General features: G+C 64.6%; 15 protein-coding genes. 9 read left to right on the forward strand and 6 right to left on the reverse strand.

What is annotated here, in order from left to right; genetic code table 11:
- The first annotated feature begins 175 nt into the window (after nucleotides 1-175).
- A complete protein-coding gene (locus tag Y703_RS0103260) occupies nucleotides 176-847 on the forward strand; it encodes a GAF domain-containing protein (RefSeq protein ID WP_026551575.1) in 672 nt (223 codons plus the stop codon).
- Nucleotides 848-1,647: 800 nt separating this feature from the next.
- Here the strand turns inward: Y703_RS0103260 and Y703_RS0103275 are convergent.
- From Y703_RS0103275 to Y703_RS0103290, 4 genes are all read right to left on the reverse strand, one after another.
- Nucleotides 1,648-2,652: a threonine ammonia-lyase gene (locus Y703_RS0103275; RefSeq protein ID WP_051427240.1), complete on the reverse strand. Its 1,005-nt coding sequence runs from the start codon at nucleotides 2,650-2,652 to the stop codon at nucleotides 1,648-1,650.
- A 51-nt stretch (nucleotides 2,653-2,703) separates the two neighbouring features.
- Entirely contained in the window at nucleotides 2,704-4,059 is a 1,356-nt protein-coding gene (locus Y703_RS0103280; RefSeq protein ID WP_253907913.1) for a GmrSD restriction endonuclease domain-containing protein, read from the reverse strand.
- A gap of 77 nt (nucleotides 4,060-4,136) precedes the next feature.
- Nucleotides 4,137-4,814 carry a response regulator gene (locus Y703_RS0103285; RefSeq protein ID WP_026551578.1) on the reverse strand — a complete coding sequence of 226 codons (678 nt, stop codon included), beginning with the start codon at nucleotides 4,812-4,814 and terminating at the stop codon, nucleotides 4,137-4,139.
- Nucleotides 4,811-6,112, reverse strand: a complete 1,302-nt coding sequence (locus Y703_RS0103290; RefSeq protein WP_026551579.1) for a sensor histidine kinase — start codon at nucleotides 6,110-6,112, stop codon at nucleotides 4,811-4,813. Before Y703_RS0103290 ends, Y703_RS0103285 begins: the two co-directional genes overlap by 4 nt.
- Nucleotides 6,113-6,228: 116 nt before the next feature.
- Here Y703_RS0103290 and Y703_RS0103295 point away from each other — a divergent pair, with 116 nt between their 5' ends.
- The 8 genes from Y703_RS0103295 to Y703_RS17615 all read left to right on the forward strand — a co-directional run bounded on the left by Y703_RS0103295 (nucleotide 6,229) and on the right by Y703_RS17615 (nucleotide 18,454).
- Nucleotides 6,229-6,969 carry a GAP family protein gene (locus tag Y703_RS0103295; RefSeq protein WP_026551580.1) on the forward strand — a complete coding sequence of 247 codons (741 nt, stop codon included), beginning with the start codon at nucleotides 6,229-6,231 and terminating at the stop codon, nucleotides 6,967-6,969.
- A gap of 345 nt (nucleotides 6,970-7,314) precedes the next feature.
- The gene (locus Y703_RS0103300; protein ID WP_026551581.1) at nucleotides 7,315-8,595 is read left to right on the forward strand and encodes a class I SAM-dependent methyltransferase; all 1,281 of its coding nucleotides are present in this window, start codon (nucleotides 7,315-7,317) and stop codon (nucleotides 8,593-8,595) included.
- Between the two features lie 80 nt (nucleotides 8,596-8,675).
- The gene (locus tag Y703_RS0103305) at nucleotides 8,676-10,118 is read left to right on the forward strand and encodes a DUF3375 domain-containing protein (RefSeq protein ID WP_026551582.1); all 1,443 of its coding nucleotides are present in this window, start codon (nucleotides 8,676-8,678) and stop codon (nucleotides 10,116-10,118) included.
- Complete coding sequence (locus tag Y703_RS17610; RefSeq protein ID WP_035763585.1) at nucleotides 10,115-10,756, forward strand: DUF4194 domain-containing protein; 642 nt, start codon at nucleotides 10,115-10,117, stop codon at nucleotides 10,754-10,756. Before Y703_RS0103305 ends, Y703_RS17610 begins: the two co-directional genes overlap by 4 nt.
- Nucleotides 10,746-14,138: an ATP-binding protein gene (locus Y703_RS0103315; protein ID WP_026551583.1), complete on the forward strand. Its 3,393-nt coding sequence runs from the start codon at nucleotides 10,746-10,748 to the stop codon at nucleotides 14,136-14,138. Before Y703_RS17610 ends, Y703_RS0103315 begins: the two co-directional genes overlap by 11 nt.
- The gene (locus Y703_RS0103320; protein ID WP_026551584.1) at nucleotides 14,113-15,405 is read left to right on the forward strand and encodes a Wadjet anti-phage system protein JetD domain-containing protein; all 1,293 of its coding nucleotides are present in this window, start codon (nucleotides 14,113-14,115) and stop codon (nucleotides 15,403-15,405) included. The genes Y703_RS0103315 and Y703_RS0103320 overlap by 26 nt, the downstream gene beginning before the upstream one ends.
- An 87-nt stretch (nucleotides 15,406-15,492) precedes the next feature.
- Nucleotides 15,493-16,737: a metal-dependent hydrolase family protein gene (locus tag Y703_RS0103325; RefSeq protein ID WP_026551585.1), complete on the forward strand. Its 1,245-nt coding sequence runs from the start codon at nucleotides 15,493-15,495 to the stop codon at nucleotides 16,735-16,737.
- 415 nt (nucleotides 16,738-17,152) lie between these two features.
- Entirely contained in the window at nucleotides 17,153-18,454 is a 1,302-nt protein-coding gene (locus tag Y703_RS17615; RefSeq protein ID WP_253907918.1) for an HNH endonuclease, read from the forward strand.
- On the opposite strand, the gene Y703_RS0103335 is transcribed toward Y703_RS17615, so the two are convergent.
- Both Y703_RS0103335 and Y703_RS0103340 read right to left on the reverse strand, forming a co-directional pair.
- Complete coding sequence (locus tag Y703_RS0103335) at nucleotides 18,352-19,719, reverse strand: MFS transporter (RefSeq protein WP_253907914.1); 1,368 nt, start codon at nucleotides 19,717-19,719, stop codon at nucleotides 18,352-18,354. The genes Y703_RS17615 and Y703_RS0103335 overlap by 103 nt on opposite strands.
- 144 nt (nucleotides 19,720-19,863) lie before the next feature.
- Nucleotides 19,864-21,597, reverse strand: a complete 1,734-nt coding sequence (locus Y703_RS0103340; protein ID WP_155849385.1) for a hypothetical protein — start codon at nucleotides 21,595-21,597, stop codon at nucleotides 19,864-19,866.
- Between the last annotated feature and the right edge of the window lie 43 nt (nucleotides 21,598-21,640).

Genomic DNA, 21,640 nt, shown 5'->3' on the forward strand with positions numbered 1-21,640 from the left:
GATGTAATGCCTGAGGTGATGCTGGCCTGGTGGGGGCCTCGCCGCTACGTGACCCGCGTTTCGTCGGAGAGGACGAAGATGACTGAATCACGGCTGGGGCCAGATCCGCTGTTCCGCGACCGACGGCAGATTGACGGCGTGCAGGAGCGCCTGGACACGGTGGCCGAACTGGCGCGTGACCTCGCTGGAAGATTCGAGCTGCAACCACTTCTCGAACGGAACCTACGCGAAAAAGGTGGATTTCGGCGTCGGCTGCCAGGAAGGGCAGACGTTCTCGTTGGAGGAAGGCCTCACCGGCCAGGTGGTGCGGGACCGCTCGACGGTCATCCTCAGGACCTACAGTGACGTCGCGAAGGGCCACATCTCCCCCGACGATCCGCGGTGGAATTGCGCGGTCATTGGGGTGCCCATCCAATGGGATGAGCGGGTGATCGGCACCTGCATCATTTTTTGGGCCAATCCAGAGCGCGTGTTCACCCCCGACGACGCAGCGCTGGCTGAGCTCTTCGCCAGCCACGCAGCGATAGCGTTGAAGAATTCGGAGCTGCACGCTCTTGCATCCGAGCGCGAGCAGGAAGCGGCGATCGGAGCTGAACGGGAACGCGCCGTCCGCGACGTTCACGAAACCATCGGCCGGTCCCTTGCCGCCCTCCTGCTCAGCCTTGAAGACGCTGACAAGGCTTTCCGCCAGGACGGGCTCGACACCACAGCATCCCAGCACATTGGAACCGCCCGGAACATTGCCCACGATGCGCTGGCGGAAACACGCCGCACAATTCTGAGGATGGGCCCGGCGTCGCTCGCAGGCCGGGACCCCAGAGTGGCAGTTGCCGAGGAACTGACCTAGGTTGAATCGATGGGCGCCGCTGAAACCCGGCTCACTGTCATCGGGGCTCCCCGTGCCATCGCCCCGGAGATTGAACATCAGGCGTTCAAGATCATCCATTAGGCGCTGGGCAATGTGGTGTCGCATTCGCGGGCCACGAGTGTGCGGCTGGGACTGGTGTATGACAGGGATTCGCTAGGCGTCCTGGTGGAGGACAACCGCAGTGGTCGACGCTGGCGGCAACCTGAAGTCGCACGTCCGGATGGACGGGGCGAATATCGGCAGCATTACCATCGCCATCAACAAGGCCTACACCGCGATCGCTTTCCAGTGCGAAACCGGCGACCTGCAGGGAATGACCCCACCAGACGGCCCGATCTACGTCCTGAACGACGCACACGGCGGCCGGCTCGTGGTGTTCCCCGGAGGTATCCCGCTGGTGCGGGGACGGGAGCATCGTCGGTGCCATCGGTGTGTAGACGGGATCGATCGATCAGGGTCAACTGGTGGCCGAGGCGGGCGCTGCTGCGTTCTCGGGCGTTACGGTGGCCTTGCTCCGCCCTGCTGCCCCCGCGCTGCCTGCTGACCCGCTCCGCCCTGCAAGCCAACATGCCCCGACTCTCTTAGCCCGCCTTACCTCGGGGTGACTGGACAGGTGTTGGGACAACCATGGTGATTTTAAAGGTGCTTGCAATGCCTGCAATGCATGCACCAGGGCGATCAAGAATGCCTACATTGCAGGCACTGCAGGCACCTTTATCCGGCACCCCTGGCGAAGCGCACCCGGGGAATGAGCGCCGGGCGTTGCATCCGGGTCGTATCTAATCGGCCAGGACTCGCGCCATCAGGGCTGGATCGACCGAGCCACCCGACACGATCGCCGCGACCGTTGCCCCACGTGGTGCCAGATCATGCATCCAGGCTGCGGTGGCGACGGCGCCAGACGGCTCGGCCACGAGGCGGCCTTCCACGGCGATATGACGCACCGCGGTGAGGATCTGATCTTCGGAGACGGTGACGATGTCGTCGACGTACCGCCTGATGTGCCCCCAGGGGTGCACGCCGACGGCTGGAGTGCGCAGCCCATCGGCCACCGTGCGGTAGGTGAGTTTGGTATCCCAGGTGATCCGGCGCTGCTCGCGCAGACTTTCGGCGGCGTCCGCTGCGAACTCGGGTTCAACGCCGATCATCTGGACCTCTGGGCGCAGGGACTTGATGGCGGTCGCGATCCCGGAGATTAGCCCGCCGCCGGAGATGGGGACGAGGACGACGTCGACGTCGGGTAGTTGCTCAATCAGCTCCAAACCAACGGTGCCCTGACCGGCAATGATGCGCAGGTCGTCGTAGGGCGGCACCTCGACGTAGCCATATTCGGCGGCGAGCTCGAGCGTCCGGCTGTCCCGTTCGGTGGCCGGTACCAGCACCACCTCGGCTCCGAGGGCCCGGACGGCGGCGACTTTGGTGGGCGGGGCGGCGTCGGGCATCACGATGACCGCGTGCAGGTCGAGTCGCTTGGCGAGCCACGCTACAGCGCGGGCGTGGTTACCCGAGGACTGGGCGATGATGCCACGTTCGCGGGACTCTTCGAGCACCTGGGAGATGGTGTTGTACGCGCCGCGGAGCTTGAAAGCACCGGTGGGTTGTAGGGATTCGGCTTTCAGGTGCAGCACTTCGTCTCGGCGGTCCGGATGCGGGAGCGCGATGATCGGCGTGCGCAGGACCAGGTCCTGAATCCGGACGGCAGCGGCCCTGATGTCGGCGAGGGTAACCAAGTCGGTGGCTGTGCCGGCTACTGACTGGTCGGCGGCGGCGTAGGCGTTATCCATAGCTGGAGCTTACGCTGTGGGGTCTTTTCGGACCGACTGCCCTGTCCGCAGCTACTCGCAGCCCGCCCCGTCGCCGTCGCGGTCCAGATGGGTGCCATAGCCTGGGTGCCCGGCGTACACCGGTGCAGCGCCAGCATTGCGTGCGGCAGTGCAGTTTTCGTAATAGGCGGCCGGGGCTGGAACAGGCACTGGCTCTGGAGCTGGTGCAGGCGCAGGTTCCGGGGCCGGAGCTGGGGCGGGTGCAGGTGCTGGGGCTGGCGCGGGAGCCTGAGTGGGTGCTGGTTCCGGTGTCGGCTCGGGGGCAGTTTGATTGGTCGGTGCCAGCTGGTCGGAGCAGGTCGCCAGAACGCGTGCCATCGCGTCCCGTTCGGCCTGGGTGACCCACAGGCTGTAGGTCGCTTTCACCGAGATCTGCCGGGCAACATACTCACAGCGGAACGACTGGTTCGGCGGCAGCCAGGTGGCGGCGTCGCCCGCCCCCTTTTGCGCATTGGTGGGCCCGTCTGTGGCCTGAAGATTCAGGGGGTCGTTGGCGAAGGCAAGACGCTGCTCTGCGCTGAGCTGCTGGGCGCCCTTCTGCCAGGCATCGGCCAAGGCCACCACATGGTCGATCTGGACGTCGATACTGGTGGACTGTCCCCTAAGGAAGTCGATAGTGGTGCCGGTATAGGGGTCGTCAAGGACGCCCGACGCGACCTTGCACGGCACCGAGTTGGCGTGGATGATCGCCGTGAGATCCCGGTTGAGCATGTCGTTGCGGGTATCACAGCCGTTGCGGTCGACGTCGGCCCAAGCCTGTCCAAACAGGTCCCTGTCATAGCCGGTTTTAGACGCCCGGCCTTTGACTTCGAGGGTATCCAGCAAATCCAGGGAGCGAGAGCCGTATGCGGGCTGGCCCTCGGGCGCTGTTGAATCGCCATCAACAGGAACCACTTCAGCGCTGTCGAGTGGAGCCACCTCCGCGCTCGGAGTGGGCGACAGCGTGGCGGGCGGTGTCTTTTTCGGCGTCGCGGACGGGGCCGGAGTGGCTGACGGGGTCGGGACGGCTGACGGCGGGGGGGCTGAGGTAGTTTCCTCGGCGACGGCTGCCGGTGCGGTGGTGTCGCTCGGCGGCGCGAGGACCGCCCCGACAATAAAGGCGACCAGGGCACCCGCCATGGTGATCGAGCCCATCTTCCGGCCAGTGATTCCGGCCCACGACGGCCTGTTGGTGACAACCACGTAGAGCCCGGTACCGAACGCGACCAGACCGGCCATGATGACCGCGCCGCTCACGCCGCTGCTGATGAATCCCATGACGATCAGGAAGAGACAGACGCCGGCCGCGATAGCCGTGGAGACCTGGGTCTTAGGCTTGTCCGTCGGTGGCGGGGTAGTCGGGGCAGGCGGCAGCGACGGACTATTCAAGTGGTTCCCCCAGGGTCGTGATCGTGACCGAAGCATACAGCGAAGACACCGACTGGAGGGCAGCCCTCGCATCAATCTCAGACCAGCCGGTCCTCCCGGGCGATGATCGCGGCCTGGGTGCGCGACCTGCAGCCAAGCTTGGTCAGCACGCGCGACACATGGGTCTTGGTGGTTCCCGATGAGATGTTGAGCCTCGCCGCAATGTCCCGGTTCGAGAGCCCCTCGGCGATCAGTCCCAGCACTTCGGTCTCCCGGTCGGTCAACTGATCGCCTGGCACGACGGCGCCCGGCGCTGCGTTTCTCGCCGCCTCGCGGTCCAGCGAAACGTATGCATCCAGCAGTCGGCGCGTAGCTTCCGGCGTAATCACCGCGTCACCGACCGCTACCTTCCGCACGGCATCGAGCAGCGCCGCCGGTTCAGCAGTTTTCAACAGGAACCCGGCTGCTCCAGCGCGGAGGGCGCCAAAGATGTACTCGTCGACGTCGAACGTGGTCAGGATCAGCACCTGAGCCAGCCGGGCGCCGACGATGGCTTGCGTCGCGGCGATCCCATCCATCCCCGGCATCCGGACGTCCATCAGGACGACGTCGGGGCGCAGCGCTGTCGCATTGGTCACCGCAGCGTTGCCGTCGGAGGCTTCGCCAACCACCTCAATCTCGGGTGATGATTCAAGAATGAACTTCATGCCGGCCCGAATTGCCGCGTGGTCGTCGACGATGAGGACCCGGATCGGTGTGCCGGCTCCAGCGGTCATGGGGAAACCACCTTTTGGCCAGCATGGGTCGCTTCGGCAACTGCCGCTTTGGCAACTGCCGCTTTAGCGCCCGCCAGCGGCAGCCGGGCAGCTACCGTCCAGTGGCCCGCTTCGGCGCCGGCCTCGACCAGTCCCCCGATGGACGCCGCCCGTTCCTTCATCGAGATCAGTCCCAGGCCGAGGCCCGCCGCCCCCTGCACGGGCTGCCTGACGAGGGCATTGCGGATGCTGATGCTCAGGTCCGCTCGGTCCTGCCCCGGGTGGAGCTGCACGGACACCCCGCAGCCAGGAGCGTGCTTCGCCGCGTTGGTCAAGGCTTCCTGCATGATCCGGTAGCCCACCAGTTCAGTTGCTGTGCTAAGCCTCCCAGCGGGAACCGTCGACAGTTGGTCGTCGACGGCGACTGTCAAACCATTAGTGCGGGCCTGATCCAGCAGCGGCTGGAGGTGCGTGAGCCGGGGCAGGAAGGCAGCGCCGTCGTCGTCGGCAGCGTAGTCACCGCCGTCGTCGGCAGCGGAATTGGATTCAACCTCCGGCGCGCGAAGCAGGGTGATCATGGTCCGCATGTCGGCCATAGATTCGATGGCTGACCGACGCACCTGGGCGAGCGCGGCGCGGTCCTTTGCCTCGTCGGGCGGGGTGGCCAGCGCACCGCCGGAGTGAAGCGCGATTGCCGAGAGGTGGGAGGCGACGACGTCGTGCAGGTCCCGGGCGAGGGAGTCCCGTTCCTGCCGGATGGCTTGCTGGCGGCCGGCGAGCGAGAGACGCTCGACGGCGTCGGCCCGGGCGGCAGCGACGTCCGCCAGTTCGGTTTTGCGTCGCACGTCCATGGCCCACCAGAGCGGGCAGATGAAGATGGCTGCCTGCTGCAGGCCGATCAGGACGATGAGCCGAAGGTCGGCAGTCTCCGAGAGCACGTAGATCATCGGCGTAGCCACCAAGACGCCGGCACTAATCCACAGCGCCCGGCGCACCAGCGGTAAGCAGATCAGCGCCGCTGTGTAGAGCAGGTCGAAGAAGGGCAGGAAGATCGCGATGCTCCCGCCCATCAGAAGGTCAGCGGTGAGCGCCAGAAACCCAACCGCAAGGGTCACCACCGGTGCGCGCCGCTTAAACAGCATGGCCACACAGGACACCGAGACGGGGAGTGCAAACCACCACCGCTCGTCCCCGGTCAGCTGCACCAGCCCGATCTGACCGCCCCACACCTCGGTGAGACCCAGCCCAATCAAGACCAGTGAGCACCCGAACGTAATGGCTGCGGTGAGTGCATCACGGCGCTGGCTGGGGTTGTCCACCCAATCATTGCATCACAGCTGGGCCGGTGGCGGGTCAGCCGAAAGAGGTATGGGGCGGGCGCAGATCATCCTTTTCGCAGACGTCGCGGGCCGGCCATCGCCGTAGCGTTCCAGGCATGACCCTTGCACTTGCCGGCGCGCTGGCCGCCCTCGCCCTCGCCCTCATCGATTCCACCAGTTTCGGCACCCTGATGATCCCGTTGTGGCTGATGCTGGCCCCGGGCAGGATGCGGGCAGGGCGCATCGTGTTGTTTCTCGTGACCGTCGCTGTTTTCTACTTCGGAGTGGGACTGGCCATCATGTTTGGGGCTGAAGCCGCGGTGGCGCAGCTGGGTGGCTTCTTCAGTTCCAGGCTCGCCCTCACTGTGCTTTTTGCTGCCGGTGTAACGCTGATCATTTGGAGCTTCCTCCTGGAGGCGAAAGCCAAACGGGAAAAGAAAGCGGGGGCGCCTACGTCGGCCCGGATACTGCGGTGGCGGGACCGGGCGGTGGGATCCGGGGCTTCAGGGGCAGGCGGGTCAGGCAGGTCGGGCGGCGTCGCGTTGATGGGCCTGGCGCTGGGCGCCGGCACCGTCGAGGTGGCAACGATGCTTCCCTATCTGGGGGCGATCGGGTTGTTGACCACGTCGGATGTGCAGTGGCCGGTGACCGGCGCGGTGTTCGCTGCGTATTGCCTGGTGATGATCCTTCCGGCGCTGGTGATTCTGGTGCTGCGGCTGGTCGCTGCACGGTGGGTTGATCCGATCCTGAGGAAACTCGACGGATGGCTCACCCGCAACTCGACCAACACGCTGTCGTGGGTGGTGGGGATCCTCGGCGTCCTGCTGGTGGTGAATACCGCTGGTGAGGTGCTCTAGCGGTTCTGCGCGACGCCGTTCCTTGACCGGCAGCTGGCTGTGCTTTCTATCGTGGTGTCAGTCATCTTTGCGTTCTACATCGTCGTTCTAGCGACAACAGGCGGGGATCCGGGGCAGATCGCCCGTGGAGCCGCAATCGCGGTCGCTGACACCTCGCCGCGAAACACAACGCGGCTCTGCACGCAGGAGCCTCCGGACCCCCTAGCGGCAGATCGGTGAACAGTCTGGACAAGCGTGGCCGGTATTTCCCTATCAAATGTCCAGGTTGACCGCTGTGTCCGGGTTGACCACCCTCATCCCACGGTTGACTCTAGCCCCGCGGCCGAAACCGGAGTAGACATGGCTATGAGCAAAGCGAAGGGGTCCGCCGCATTATTGGCCGGGGCACTGGCCATCGTCCTGGGTACCGAGGAAATCCCGCTCCGCCTGCGGGCATGGGACGGTTCGGAGGCCGGCCCGGAGGGTGCACCGGTGATCGAGTTCCGCTCCCGGCGAGCGCTGCGGCGCATGCTCTGGTCCCCCGGCATGCTGGGCCTGAGCCGGGCCTATGTGGCACGCGATATCGACGTCCCCGGGGATCTCTACGAGAGCTTCACGGCGCTCAGCGCCGTCGGAAAGTTCGCCGACCTTGAACCCTTCAGCCCGCCGACACTCCGCGAACGGGTCGCCCTGCTGAGCACCGCCGTCCGCCTCGGCGCCATCGGCCGCAACCCTCCGCTGCCACCAGAGGAAATCACCATCGACCGCGTGGGCAGGAAACACTCGAAGAAGCGCGACGCCGCCGCCATCTCCCACCACTACGACGTCGGCAACGACTTTTACGCGCTCGTCCTCGGTCCGTCCATGGTGTACTCGTGCGCGGTCTGGGACTCCCCTGGCACCGGCCTCGATGCAGCGCAGGAGGCGAAACTCGACCTGGTCTGCCGGAAACTGGGGCTGCAGCCTGGGATGCGAGTGCTCGATGTGGGGTGTGGTTGGGGCAGCTTCGCGCTGCACGCCGCCCAGCGGCACGGGGCCGACGTCGTCGGCGTCACCCTCTCCACCGAACAGGCGGAGCGCGCCCGCAAAAGGGTGGCCCACGCCGGGCTTAGCGAGCGGGTGCAGGTTCGGGTGCAGGATTACCGCGACGTCAACGACGGCCCGTTCGATGCGATCAGTTCCATCGGCATGTCCGAGCACGTGGGGCGTGACCAGATCGCAGCGTATGCGGGCCGCCTGTTCGGCCTCCTGCGCCCCGGCGGACGACTTCTTAATCACGCCATCTCCTGGAACGCCGGGGACACCATGCGGCCGGACCCCGATTCGTTCATCCCCAAGTATGTCTTTCCCGACGGCGAAATGCTCAGCCTCACCGTGATGCTCGGTGCACTGGAATCCGCAAAGTTTGAAGTGCTCGACGTCGAAGCATTGCGGCGACACTACGCGCTCACCCTTCGGGCGTGGGTGCAGAACCTTGAGGATCATTGGGAGGAGGCGGTGGGCCTCACCAGCGAGGGCCGCGCCCGGGTGTGGCGCCTGTATATGGCGACCAGTGCGCTGGGGTTCGAGAACGGACTGACAGGCGTGAACCAGGTGTTGGTGCAGCGACCCGGCGGGGCGGAGCCTCCGCTGCGGCGGACCATCTGAGGACTCGCCCCGTTAAGGGGGGAGCCGTGCCCTAGCATTGAATACCAAAGGCATCCTAGGGTTAGGTGGACTCAGGGCGGATGGATTTCTACGGGGTCAATTCCCTACGCGAAAATAATGCAGGCTGGTCGTTGCTCCGCGCCCAAAACGCCCCGCTGGCAATAACCTTCTTCATTACGGCCTTCACCGGGCCCAATGAGCGTAATCTCGGCCGCCAGCAGCTCGTCGATACCCTGGACGACGTGCTCTTTGGCCTCCGGGACTCATTCGGGGATGACAGCTATCCCCGTACCGCCGCCGACTACCTTGATGATTGGGCGGCACCCGAACGCGCCTGGTTGCGGAAGTACTACGTCACGGGCCAGGACGAACCGCGCTACGACCTGACGCCAGCAGCCGAAAGCGCGCTCCGGTGGGTGGAGAGTCTGCAGGGCCGTGACTTCGTCGCCACGCAGTCGCGGCTCACCAGCATCTTCGCCGTCCTCAAACAGCTGGTCCAGCGCTCCGAAACCGATCCGGATGAGCGGCTTGCCGAGCTGCAACGGCAGCGCGACGACATCGACGCCGAGATGCAGCGCATCAGGGACGGTCATATTGCGGTGATGAGTGCTCCCGAAGCACTGGACCACTTCCAGCAACTCACCGCGCTGGCACGGGACTTGCTCGCGGATTTCCGCGAAGTCGAACAGAACTTCCGCAAACTCGACCGTCAGGTGCGCGAACAGATCGCCACGTGGGACGGCACCCAGGGCGAACTGCTGGCCTCCATCTTCGCCAATCAGCAGGACATCAGCAGCTCCCTGCAGGGACGAACCTTCCAGGGCTTCTGGGACTATCTCATGTCGCCCCGGCTCCGCACGGAACTCAGTGATCTGCTGGAACGCGCCACCCAGATCGACGCTCTCGCGAAGCTCGACAATATTCATGCGGTCGCCAACCTGCATCAGGACTGGCTCCCCGCGGTCGAGCAGACTCAGACGACCGTCCGCCAGCTGTCCCAGCAGATGCGTCGCCTACTGGATGACAAAGTATTCCTGGAGAACAAACGCATCATGCAGCTCATTCGCAGCATCGAATCCGGTGCCCTGGAGACCCGCGGGCGACCCGCGCCGGGCACCTTCATGTACCTCCCCGCCCCGGCCGTGGAGGTGGCGCTTCCCTTCGAACGCCCCCTCTACGAGCCGAGCCGGCGAGTGCTGGTCGACGACGCCATCGTGACCGCCGACGACTCCGACCTGGACGCCGCCGCCCTGTTCAGCCAGTTCCATGTGGACTCGGCGCGGCTCGTATCGCAGATTGATGCTGTGCTGGCCGACACCGATCAAGCCAGCCTGGCGGACATCACCACCAGCTACCCGCTCTCTCAGGGGTTGGCCGAAATTGTTGCCTACTACCAGTTGGCCACTGAATCCCAGTGGGCCACCATCAACCCGGATTCCACCGATCAGCTCTTCTGGACACTTCCCGATGGAAGCATCAGGGAAGCCACCATCGACCAGATCATTTTTGTGAGGCCCACATGACCCTTGAAACGGACACCACCACGCCGCAGGAACTTCCCGGGGTGATTACCCGGCTCTTCAAAGGGGTGGTGTACGCGGAATCCGATGAGAAAACCTGGCAGGCGTTGCTTGAGCTCACCTCGCAGGTGAGGGATTACGTTGCTGTCCTCGGCCTGGACCTCATCCTCGACGAACCGGAAGGATACGCCTTCCTGCGCTCCCGGGAAGACCCGGAGAGCACCCTTCCACGGCTGATCCCCCGCCGCCAACTCACCTTCAACGTCAGTTTGCTGCTGGCCCTCCTGCGGGGCCGGATGCTCGAATTTGATACCAACAGCAGCGAGATCCGGCTGATCATGACGGAACAGGACATCGCCGATCTGGTGTCGGTCTTCCTTGCCGAATCGAGCAATGAGGCCCGGGTGCTCGACCGGCTCGGCTCGGACATCAAAAAGGTGGTGGAGTTGGGTTTCCTCCGCAAAATGCGCGGGCAACCCGGAACCTATGAGGTAGCGCGGATCCTCAAGGCGTTTGTTGACGCGCAGTGGCTCGAAGAGTTCGATGCTCGGTTGGCCGACTACCGGGCGTCCCTGGCTGGGTCGGGCAGCAAGGAAAGCGGCGGCAAAGACGTCGGGGAGGTCGCGGGAGATGACAACTAACCAACAGGACAGCCTGTTCAGCCTTGATGAACCGTTGGAGGACGGCGCAATCCCCCCGGGGTTCCGCCTGCACCGACTCGAACTGCTGAACTGGGGAACCTTCCACCAGGGTGTGAGGACGTTCAGGCTCGACGGCGCCAACAGCCTGCTGACCGGCGATATTGGCTCGGGCAAGTCGACAGTGGTGGATGCCATCACCACCCTGCTGCTCCCGGCCAACCGGATTGATTACAACAAGGCCGCCGGTGCGCAGAAAAAGGAACGCACCCTGATGTCCTACGTGCGGGGCTTCCACAAGAGCACACGCAGCGCCGGCGGCGAATACTCCAAGCCTGTTGCCCTGCGCAGCACCGGCACGCTGACCGTGGTCCTCGGGATCTTCCACAACGAACAGCTGGGCAAGTCGGTGAGCCTCGCGATCACGCTGTGGGCCACGCAGGAGGCAGGGCAACCCAACCGTTTCTACTCCCTGTCCGAACACGCCCAGACCATTGCTCAGGACTTCGCCAATTTCGGCCAGGAACCCGCCAAACTGAAGAAACAGCTGCGGGCCGCTGGCGCCGTCGTGCACGATGCGTTTGATCCTTACGCCGCCGCCTTCAAACGGCAGTTTGGCATCACCGGGAACCAGGCCATGGAGCTGTTCCACCGGACCGTGTCCATGAAGCAGGTGGAAAATATCACCTCCTTTGTCCGCACCAACATGTTGGAAGAGGACGACGCCGCCACCCGGATCGGCACCCTGATCCACCATTTCGATGACCTCAAGAAGGCCCACGACGCCGTCGTCCGCGCCAAGGATCAGATCACCCTCCTCGAACCGATCCGCGACGGATCCGCACTGCACGCCAGGCTGAGCCACGAGCACGAACTGTCACGCGCGCAGCGGGACCAGCTGCATCCCTGGTTCACCGACCGGAAGCTCCAGCTCAGCCTTGAGCATCATGAGGAGCTGCGCAGCACCGGGCTTCGCCTGAACGAGGACGCCGCCATAACCGCAGCGGACCTCGCCGACGCTAGGCATCAGGTGGGAGCGGTACAGGAAGACATCCGTTCGAACGGCGGCGGCCGGCTCGCGGCGATCGACGCCGACGTCTCCCGCCTGGGCTCGGAGCTGTCCCGCCAGCGGTCCCGCTTCGACGGCTATTCCACGGCCGCAGCAGACCTGGGTTTGCAGGCCCCGGAGGATCGCGTGCTGTTTGACCGCAACCGGGGCCGGTTGCCCGAGGTGGAGGCTGAGCTTCGCTCGCGATCCGCCGAACTGCAGGAGTCGGTGACCGGGCTGACCATCACTCGGACAGAACTCGACGGGCGGCTGCACGCTATTGACGCCGAACTCGCCAGTCTGCAGGCCCGCGTCGACTTGCTGCCCGGCTACCAGGTGGAGCTGCGGCGCCGTCTCTGCGAGGGAACGGGAATCCCCGAATCGGTGCTGCCCTATGCGGGCGAGCTGTTGCGGGTACGCGACGGCGAGAGTGTGTGGGAAGGCGCCGCGGAACGCACCCTGCGGGGTTTCGCACTGTCGCTGCTGGTACCGGAGAAACACTATGCGGCGGTCAGCAGCTGGGTGGACGGAAACAACCTGAAAGGACGCCTGGTCTACCGGCGGGTGGGAGACCGATATTCCCCGCGACCGGCCGAACCAGGAACCCTGGCCTCGAAGGTCTCGGTCAAACAGGCGACACCGTTCAAAGACTTCCTCCTTGATGAGCTGAGCGGCCGGTTCGACTATTTCTGCTGTGAGTCAATCGAGGACTTCCGCCGGCGCCCCCGAGCCCTGACCATGAGTGGCCAGCTCAAGGGTGGAGGCGGGCGCCACGAGAAGGACGATCGGAAAGACCTCGCGGACCGGCGCAACTTTGTCCTCGGCTGGGACAATCACGACAAGATCGCCCAGATCCGGGCGGAGCGGGACGAGCTGGCGGGTGATCGCTCCGGGGCTGATGCACGACTGACCAAAGTGTCCCAAGCGTTGGGCGCGCTCGGCCGGAAGCATCAGTATCTGGGCACCATCAGTTCCATCGCCGAGTTCGGCGAAATCGGTTGGCAGGAGACCGCCCAGAAGATCGAGGGGCTGAAAGCGGAACGTTCACGCCTCGAATCCGCGAGCGATGTGCTCCAGCAATTAGCCGTCCACGAATCCGAACTCAAAGTCCAGGTGGGACGGCTCGAGGAGAAGGCGGGCAGGATTCAGCAGCGCCTGGGCGCCAACGAGAATGCGGCACGCGACATCGCCGAAGCGGTCGAGGACTGCCGCATGGTCCTGGCGGACACCCCGCTGACCGACGACGACGACGTCCTCGCCGCCGTCGGGGTGTTGGCCGCCGAGGCGTTGGGGAGCGCGACCCTGACCTACAAAAACACTGCCAGCGTGGAGTCGACGGTCCGGAACAAGCTGACGGGCGCCATCGACGCGTTGACCAAGCGGATCGCCACCGCTGCCGAGTCAACGGTGCGCAGGATGGCCGACTTCCGCAACAAGTACCCGAACGAGACCACCGAGTTCGATGCTGCCCTCGAATCGGCTGGAGACTTTAACCGGATGCTGGACGGCTTGGTGAGCAATGACCTGCCCCGGTTCCAGACCCATTTCAAAGAGTCGTTGAACCAGAACACCATTCACGAGGTGGTGGCGTTCAACGCTTTCCTGGACAGCCGCCGGCAGGACATCGTTCACCGCATCAAGGAGATCAACGTGTCGCTGGCCGGGATTCCCTACAATCCCGGGCGGCACATCCAACTGGAGCACCAGCCGACCACGGATCTCGACGTGCGGCAGTTCAGCATTGACCTGCGCGCGTGTTCGGAGGGAAGTCTGAACGATCAGGATCAGTACTCCGAGCAGAAGTTCCTGCAGGTGGAACGGCTCATCGAGCGGTTCCGGGGGCGTGAGGGGTACACCGCGCTCGATGAGAAGTGGACCTGGAAGGTGACCGATGTCCGCAACTGGTTCACCTTCTCGGCGTCGGAAAAGTGGACCGAAACCGGTGAGGAGTACGAGCATTTCACCGACTCCGGTGGTAAATCTGGTGGCCAAAAGGAGAAGCTGGCGTACACCATCCTTGCCGCGGCCCTGGCCTTCCAATTCGGGCTCGGGTCCGCGGGCAAGACCAGCGGGAAAGCCGCCGGGCGCAGCTTCCGATTTGTTGTGATCGACGAGGCGTTCGGCCGCGGATCGGATGAGTCGGCTCGCTACGGCTTGGAGCTTTTCCAGCGGATGAAGCTGCAACTGCTGATCGTCACGCCCCTGCAAAAGATCCACGTGATTGAACCCTTTGTCTCCCATGTGGGGTTTGTGGCCAACTCCAACGGCGATGATTCCCAGCTCCGCAACATGACCATCCAGGAATACCGGGATGAGCGGGCTTCACGTGCCGGCTGATTCCCGGTGGACTTCTCTGGCTGAGTTGCGCGCGCAGTCTGTTAAAGCGTGGGGTCGGGGCACCCTCCTGCGTGAACTGCTGGACCCCTCGGGCGCCTACCCTCGCCGTCGTTCGCTGAAAAAACCAACCGCTACTCAGTTGCGCGACAGCTATCCTGCGGTGCGCACCTGGTCAGGGGAGTTGTTCGAAGCCGTCAGTGAGTTCACTCTGGAAACGGCTGACATTGGCCGAACCACCATCGGAACAAACAGTATTCCGGCCGCTGCGGTGTTTGCCCGGGTGGAAGACGAAATCGCTTTTGCTGGCAAAACCCGGGACTCCCTTCGTGCCCTGGCAGTAGCCGGAAATCTTGCGGCAATTGACCCTGCCCTGCACGCCTGGGCAGCAAAGCGTCCACTGGAGCTACTGCGATTGGGCGACTCGGCGTTGCTCGCCGCCAGGGCCGCCGTGTGGCTTTCGACTAATCCAAACCCTGGAATCTTTGTCCGGCAGATGAACCTGCCCGGGATCCACACGAAGTTTGTCGAGAGCCACCGGCAGGCGGTGGACGAGATGGTTGTCGCCCTGCGGGCTCGGGAGCCGATCGAGGGTCCCACTCCTTCCCCGCTGTCGACGGCCGGCGAGGACGATGCGCTGATCTTGCCTGAGGCCGTAGCCCCCACTGAAGCACTCGGGGCTTTTTCGCCGCGTACCCCGGCAGCGCGTTTCGCCCGGCGTTATGGATTTATTCATCCGCCCGAGCTGGTCCGCTTTCGACTGCTCGACGATCCGCTGCCGCATCTGGGCGCGCTGGGTAACGCCCGCGACATCACAGTAACGGCCGAGGTTTTCCGGACGCTGAGCTTGCCGGTGAGCACAGTCATTATCACCGAGAATCTGGTGAACTTCCTGTCCCTCCCGCATCGGCGCGCAAGCATGGCGCTTTTCGGCGCGGGCTACGGCTTTTCGGCGGTCCGCGACGCCGCGTGGTTACAGGATTGCGACGTCCTTTACTGGGGGGATATCGATACCCATGGTTTCCGCATCCTGGATTCATTGCGCTCAGTGCATCCTCACGTCTCCAGCATCCTGATGGATGAGTCGACCTTGCTGGCGCATCGCGCTGAGTGGGTCACCGAATCTTCGCAGGCGCAATCTGAACCGGTTCGGCTGAACCCTTCTGAATCGGCCCTGTACCGTGCGCTACGGGACAACGTGCATGGCTCTGCTGTGCGGTTGGAACAAGAGGTGATCCGCTGGGACTGGGTTACGGATCGGTTGCCCTAATGTCTGTTGGTGTTCCTCAGCCTCGCCGGGTAGTGGGAGTCGCGCGAGTAAGGTGAACCAGGTCACCACAACCCGCGAAAGGCAGCAATGACGCTTGCGACAGTTTTGAGGAACGGCCATGTGTTCGACGGCGAACGCTTCCTCCCAGGGCCCACCGACGTCGTCATCCGCGACGGGATGATCGAAGCAGTGGGCCGCGACGCCGGGCTGGCGGAGGCGTACGCAGATGCCACGGTGGTCGATTGTGCTGATCGCACGGTCCTACCCGGGATCATCGACCTGCACGTCCACGTGATGACCTCTACCCCCGGCTCCATCCAGGCAATGGTCGAGCCCTACTCTCTACAGTTCTACGAATCCGCGCGGAACCTTGAGGCCACCCTGCGCGCTGGCGTCACCACCGTGCGCGACGCCGGCGGCGCCGATCTGGGTGCCAAGCAGGCGGTCGAGACCGGGATCGTCAAAGGTCCACGGCTCCGCATCGCGGTCAGCATCATGTCCCAGACCGGCGGACACGGCGATCTGTGGCACCCCTCAGGACTGGACTCCCCCGACTTTGGGCCTCATCCCGGCCGCCCCAGCGGAATCGCCGACGGCGTCGACGAAGTCCGCAAAGTCACCCGCACGCTCCTGCGGGCCGGCGCCGACCAGATCAAAATCTGTTCCACCGGCGGTGTCCTGTCGCCGACCACCGACCCTAAGCACTCCCAGTTCACCCCTGCGGAGATCGCCGTCGTCGTCGAGGAAGCCGAGATGCAGGGCAAGTACGTCATGGCCCACGCGCAGGGCACCGCCGGGATCATCAACGCGCTGCGGGCCGGCGTGCGGACCATCGAGCACGGCATTTATCTCACCGACGAGGCAATCCAGCTGTTCCTCGACACTGAGGCCTACCTCGTGCCCACCCTGTCTGCCCCACTGGCCGTGATCCGCAAGGGCGAATCCGGGACCAGCGGCCTGTCGCAGCAGGTCGTCGACAAGGCCCAACGGGTCGCGGAGGACCACCGCCAGTCGGTCGCCCGGGCCATCGCCGCCGGGGTCAAGATCGGCATGGGCACCGACGCCGGAGTCGGCGCACACGGCGACAATCTTGAAGAGCTCACACTGATGGCCGATGCCGGCATGACCCTCGAGCAGGTCCTGGCCGCTTCCAGCTCGGTGCCGGGCGAGCTGATCGCGCCGGTCGGCTCGGTGGGTCGGTTGGCAGAGCAGCAGCTGGCCGACGTCGTCGTGCTCACCGGCCAGCTCGAATCAGTGGAGCAGTTGCCTCACCTGCGGTCCATGATCGGACAGGTATACCAGGGCGGCGTGCTGCAGTTCCCGACTGTGTGATTGTTGACTGGTTGCGCCGCCGTTGGGTGCTGCCCAAGCAGGTCGGGCATTCGCTAGCTGATCGGCAAGGAACTGGATGGCGTGGCTGTGGCCGCTCGACGGCTGGACCCTGTCTATGGCCCTAGCCGGGGATCCGATCTTATTCGAATGTTTGTTCGAGAGGTTTGTCCACATAGGTTCACGAGATCTCTGGAATATCGGAGCCGTTTGGGACAATAGAGGTATGGACGGCAGCAAGGCTCCTACATCGATTCGGAAGGAATCTCCCCTCCCGGGAACCGGCCCGCGCGGTTCTTCTGGTCCGGGTAGTACTGCTGATGGCAGTACTGCTGATGGCAGCGCTTCCCGGGATGCTGGCATTCGGGTTTTGCTCAACTCTCTCCAGTCGCTGAAGCCAGCCACTGACTCCGCCGGGATGATCAATCAGCTCCGCGGACTAGAGGACGTGAAATCCGCCATCGCCGGCGTGCAGGCCCAGATTGCTGTGGCCTTCGACCTCTCCGAACGCCACTCCCAGGCCAACGCCGGTGTGCCAGGCGTGGAGCAGGGCAAAAGTGTTGCCGCTCAGATCGCACTTTCCCGGCGGGAATCACCATCCCGCGGCAGCCGGCTCCTGGGCTTGGCGCGGGCGCTAGTCACGGAAATGCCACACACCCTCGCCGCCCTGCACACCGGCCAACTCAACGAGTGGCGGGCCACCCTGTTGGTGAAAGAAACCGCATGCCTGTCCGCCGCCGACCGGTGCGCCGTCGATGAAGAACTTTCCGCCGATACCGGAACGTTTACCGGATGCGGGGACAAAGCCATCATCGCCGCGGCGAAAGCTGCCGCGTACCGGCGGGACCCCCGTTCAGTGGTCAACCGGGCCGCCCACGCCGCCGGTGAACGCTATGTCAGTATCCGCCCGGCGCCGGACACCATGGCCTACCTCACCGCGTTGTTGCCGGTGAAGGGGGCCGTTGCAGCCTACGCGGCACTGACCCGGCACGCTGATGCGGCACGAGCCAGTGGGGACACCCGATCCCGCGGTCAACTCATGGCCGACACCCTCGTCGAACGCACCACCGGTGTGGCCGGAGGTATCTCCAGAGTAGAGCTCCAAGTCATCATGACCGACCGGGCACTCCTTCAGGGTGACAGTGAACCGGCACGAATCCCCGGTTACGGCATCGTCCCCTCGTCCTGGGCGCGGGACCTCATCCAACCGGCTGAGCCCGCTGAAGCGCCTGAATCAGGGCATCCCGGCTTCAACGTCTGGGTCCGCCGCCTCTATACCGCGCCCACGACCGGTCAACTAGTCGGCGTGGACTCCAAAGCCAGGCTTTTCACCCCGTCCCAGCGCAGATTCATCGCTGCTAGAGACGACACCTGCCGCACCCCGTACTGTGATGCACCGATCCGGCACTACGACCACATCATCCCTTGGAGCCGAGGAGGCCCCACCACGATCAGCAACGGCGCCGGGCTCTGCGAAACCTGCAACCACACCAAAGAACAACCCGGCTGGACAGCCCATGCACGCCCCGGACCAAGACACTCACTCCGGATTACTACCCCCACCGGCCACAGCTATGACTCCACGGCCCCACCCCTACCCGGCACGGAACCCGCAATTCATCGCGCTTCTGTTGTCACCCGATTGCGCGACCGGGTCACGAACGATCCAACCACGACCACCAGTACCAGCACACCCGCTGCCCAGGCCAGCCCCGCGTAGCCAATCAGCACCAGTGCGACGCCAGCCGACGCTCCGCCAGCAGCTCCCGCAAGGTTCATCACCAGGTCCGTCCGGCCCTGGATCCGGGCACGTGCCGCACCGGTCACCAGGTCTGCGACCAGCGCCGATCCGGCAACAGTTGCGGCACTCCACCCCAGCCCGAGAAACACCAGCCCCACGGTCACCAGGACCGGATCGTCCTCTCCCAGCGCAACGATCGGCAGCGACACAGCGAACAGGCCTTGACCAAGCAGGATGATGGTAACTCGTCCCACTTTGTCACTCAGCCACCCGAACAGCGGCGACAGCGCGAACATCCCGGCGATGTGGAGGCTGATCGTCAGTCCAATGATGGTCAGCGTGACGCCGTGGTTAATGAGGTGCACCGGCGTCATCGACATCACTGACACCATCACCGCATGGCTGATCGCGATGGACCCGATCGCGAACACCAGCGGTCCTCGGCCGCGGATGGCGCCCGGCTCGGCCTCGTCGGCGTTCTTCTCCTGCTTCGATTTGCTCACCAGGTACGGGTCCGGGCGCAGCGCCACCAGGTAGACCGACGCGGCGGCCAGCTGGGCAACGACGGCGATCAGGAACGAGCCGGTCAATGACGGCATTTGCAGTGTCGAGGCAATGACTTCCCCTGGCCCGATCAGGTTGGGGCCGAGCACCGCACCAATGGTCGTGAACCAGACCACCAGGGAAAGGTCGCGGCCGCGGTGCTGGGGGCTCGCCAGGTCGGTGGCGGCGAATCGGGCCTGAAGGTTCACAGCGGTGCCGACGCCCAGAAAAGCGAAAGCAAGCAACAGCAAAGGGAACGAGCTCAGTGTCGCAGCGAGGATAGCCACCACTGACCCCGAGGCCGCAAGGAGGGCACCAGTGGTCAGGGCCCGCCGTCGGCCCATCCGTTGGGCGAGCCGCGCAAGTGGAATGGCACTCGCTGCGGCGCCGAGGGTGCTCAGCGTTGTCGCCATTCCGGAGAGCGCGTCGGATCCGGAAATGTTGGCGGCCATGACCGCACCGATCGACACGGTGCTCCCGATACCAATTCCACCGAGCACCTGCCCAACGATCAGCACCCAGACGGTGCGCCGCTGGACGGCGTCCACGTCGACCGCCTGGGTCGGTCCGGCTGCGCCGCGGCCGTCGTGAGTGCCGCGGGTGCCGGGACCGCTGTGAGTGCCGAGTGCTCCGGAAGCGGACGCGGCGCCGGGACCGTCTGACGTGCCGGGCGGTCGATTCTGAGGCTGACTGCTAGTCATGGAAAGAGCGTAGCCCGATCCGTCCATTCCACCGAGGTGTGACCTATGGCGACTTCCGCGCCCCGAAAGTCGCCTTAGCTCACGGTTCGGCGGGGGTGGGTGAGACCGCCGGACCAAACTCTGTGGTCAATACAGCTAGACGCCTTACACCGACCGGAGATGGCCGCCTTTGACTCCGCCGGCACCGACTGTTGCCAGCCCTGCCAGATACCCGGGGATGTGCACTGCCGAGCTGAACGCAGCTCCACGTTGCATCCCGGAGGCGTCGACGTGACCGGCAAGTACGGCCTGCAACCGATCCAGGATCTCAGAGCGGTTCAGCCCCTGTGCCCGCAACCGTTGGGCCGCCTCCCACACCTGTGGCGGATCGTTGTTCCACAGTTGAGAAACCACCAGCTCCCTCAGGGCTGCGGTCCACGCCGCGGTGCCGTCCGGTTCGTTGCTGGAGGGATACTCGTCCTTCCCCACTAGGTGCAGTTCTTTCAGCTCGCCAAGCACCAGTAATCGCAGTTCGTCCGGCTTATTCGCGTTCAGCCGTGGGTAGTCCTCGTCGCGGATCCGGGTGCCAAAGTACGGCATAGCCAGTTGTCGGCGATCCATTGCGCTCTGGGCGTCCTCGAGGTTCGCCATGTCCAGTCCTTCAAGAAAGGTCATCCCCGGCGACCGCTCATCCTCGTCCGAGTCCCTCAGTTCGTCAGCGTCCTCGAGTGCTACCCCAGCAGCATCCACCAGCAGGTCCACAGCAGTCTCTGTCAGGCCCATCCGTTCGCCGCACCAGTCGACCCACGCGTCGAGGAACCAGGGAAGGGCTTCCAACTCCACCTCGTCAAGCATCACCTTGCGCGGAAGGAACCACCCGATAAACGTGTTCAGCTTCAGCGGGCTCACGCGCACCAGCCTGCCGTCGTCGTAATGACGGCCAAAGCTAATCGCCAGCTCGGCAAGGCGAATGAATTGCTCTTTGAACGTCCGCACTGCTGCACGAGTTGGGTCCTGTTCAATGGCCGCCATGAACGTGGCAACCAACAGCTCGGACTCGGCCCCATCGGCGTTGATCTGCGCCTGTTCCTCGGCTTCGCTCGGCACCCTCCGCGCGCTAAGGTCGACGACGCCGTCATCAGGCAATGCCTGAAGCCGCTTCAGCGCCAACGCCCGGTCCAGGTCATAGTTGGGACCCACCTCCGGGTCGCTGGTGATGTCCGTGGCCGCGATGGCATCAACACCCCGGCGGCGTGCTTCCGCCAGCCCAACCGGCTCCACTGTTGCCCCCGCCATCCTTGAGGCCGAGCGTTCAAGGTCCTTGAGGAGGCTGCGGGCACTGTCACTGAACAACACCGCGGTGGCGTAACCACCCAGATGGTTGGTGTCGATGCTGAAGTACATGCCATGTTTCCGCCGCCCGGCTCGGAACTCGACGACAATCTCGATGAAGTCTCCAAACACGTCAGTGAGCTTCCAGGCCGCGGCGGCTTCCAACGTGCGCAGCGGGGCAAGCCAGGCTGGCGGCGTCACACCGGCATCAAGCAGGCGCCCCGCAGCGGCGGCAGCCTCGGCGTCACTGGGCGCGTCTGCGACCTGCGCCATCGCCCAAAGCACTGCGGCCGCCGTCCGATCCGCCTGGCGCTCGGCGTGGCGAATCCATTCGCCGAACAGCTTGCTGTCAATGCCCGGGCCCAGGTTGGTGGTCTTATGCATGCCTGCGTAGAGGTTCGATGCCAGCCGTTCACTGGGTAACGACGACGTCTGGTCCAGATCCACAGCAAAGTGCGGCGCGATCCGACGGTAGAGGTCAGCAATGGGACTGACGGGCGGGCCGGGTGGGCGCCGCTTCTCTTTACCCACTGACTTCGGCTTACGCGTGCGACTTTTTGGGCTCATCAATCGATGATGTCATCTTTGCCCCGAAAGCGTCTTTGGAGCA

Source organism: Arthrobacter sp. H20, from assembly GCF_000520515.1.
GTDB lineage: Bacteria > Actinomycetota > Actinomycetes > Actinomycetales > Micrococcaceae > Arthrobacter_D.

Bases quoted from the DNA above. Each gene is read 5' to 3' on its own strand.
- Y703_RS0103275 (WP_051427240.1), bottom strand. From the start codon at position 2,652: ATGGATAACGCCTACGCCGCCGCCGACCAGTCAGTAGCCGGCACAGCC.
- Y703_RS0103285 (WP_026551578.1), bottom strand. From the start codon at position 4,814: ATGACCGCTGGAGCCGGCACACCGATCCGGGTCCTCATCGTCGACGAC.
- Y703_RS0103295 (WP_026551580.1), top strand. From the start codon at position 6,229: ATGACCCTTGCACTTGCCGGCGCGCTGGCCGCCCTCGCCCTCGCCCTC.
- Y703_RS0103300 (WP_026551581.1), top strand. From the start codon at position 7,315: ATGAGCAAAGCGAAGGGGTCCGCCGCATTATTGGCCGGGGCACTGGCC.
- Y703_RS0103305 (WP_026551582.1), top strand. From the start codon at position 8,676: ATGGATTTCTACGGGGTCAATTCCCTACGCGAAAATAATGCAGGCTGG.
- Y703_RS17610 (WP_035763585.1), top strand. From the start codon at position 10,115: ATGACCCTTGAAACGGACACCACCACGCCGCAGGAACTTCCCGGGGTG.
- Y703_RS0103315 (WP_026551583.1), top strand. From the start codon at position 10,746: ATGACAACTAACCAACAGGACAGCCTGTTCAGCCTTGATGAACCGTTG.
- Y703_RS0103320 (WP_026551584.1), top strand. From the start codon at position 14,113: ATGAGCGGGCTTCACGTGCCGGCTGATTCCCGGTGGACTTCTCTGGCT.
- Y703_RS0103325 (WP_026551585.1), top strand. From the start codon at position 15,493: ATGACGCTTGCGACAGTTTTGAGGAACGGCCATGTGTTCGACGGCGAA.
- Y703_RS17615 (WP_253907918.1), top strand. From the start codon at position 17,153: ATGATCAATCAGCTCCGCGGACTAGAGGACGTGAAATCCGCCATCGCC.
- Y703_RS0103335 (WP_253907914.1), bottom strand. From the start codon at position 19,719: ATGACTAGCAGTCAGCCTCAGAATCGACCGCCCGGCACGTCAGACGGT.
- Y703_RS0103340 (WP_155849385.1), bottom strand. From the start codon at position 21,597: ATGAGCCCAAAAAGTCGCACGCGTAAGCCGAAGTCAGTGGGTAAAGAG.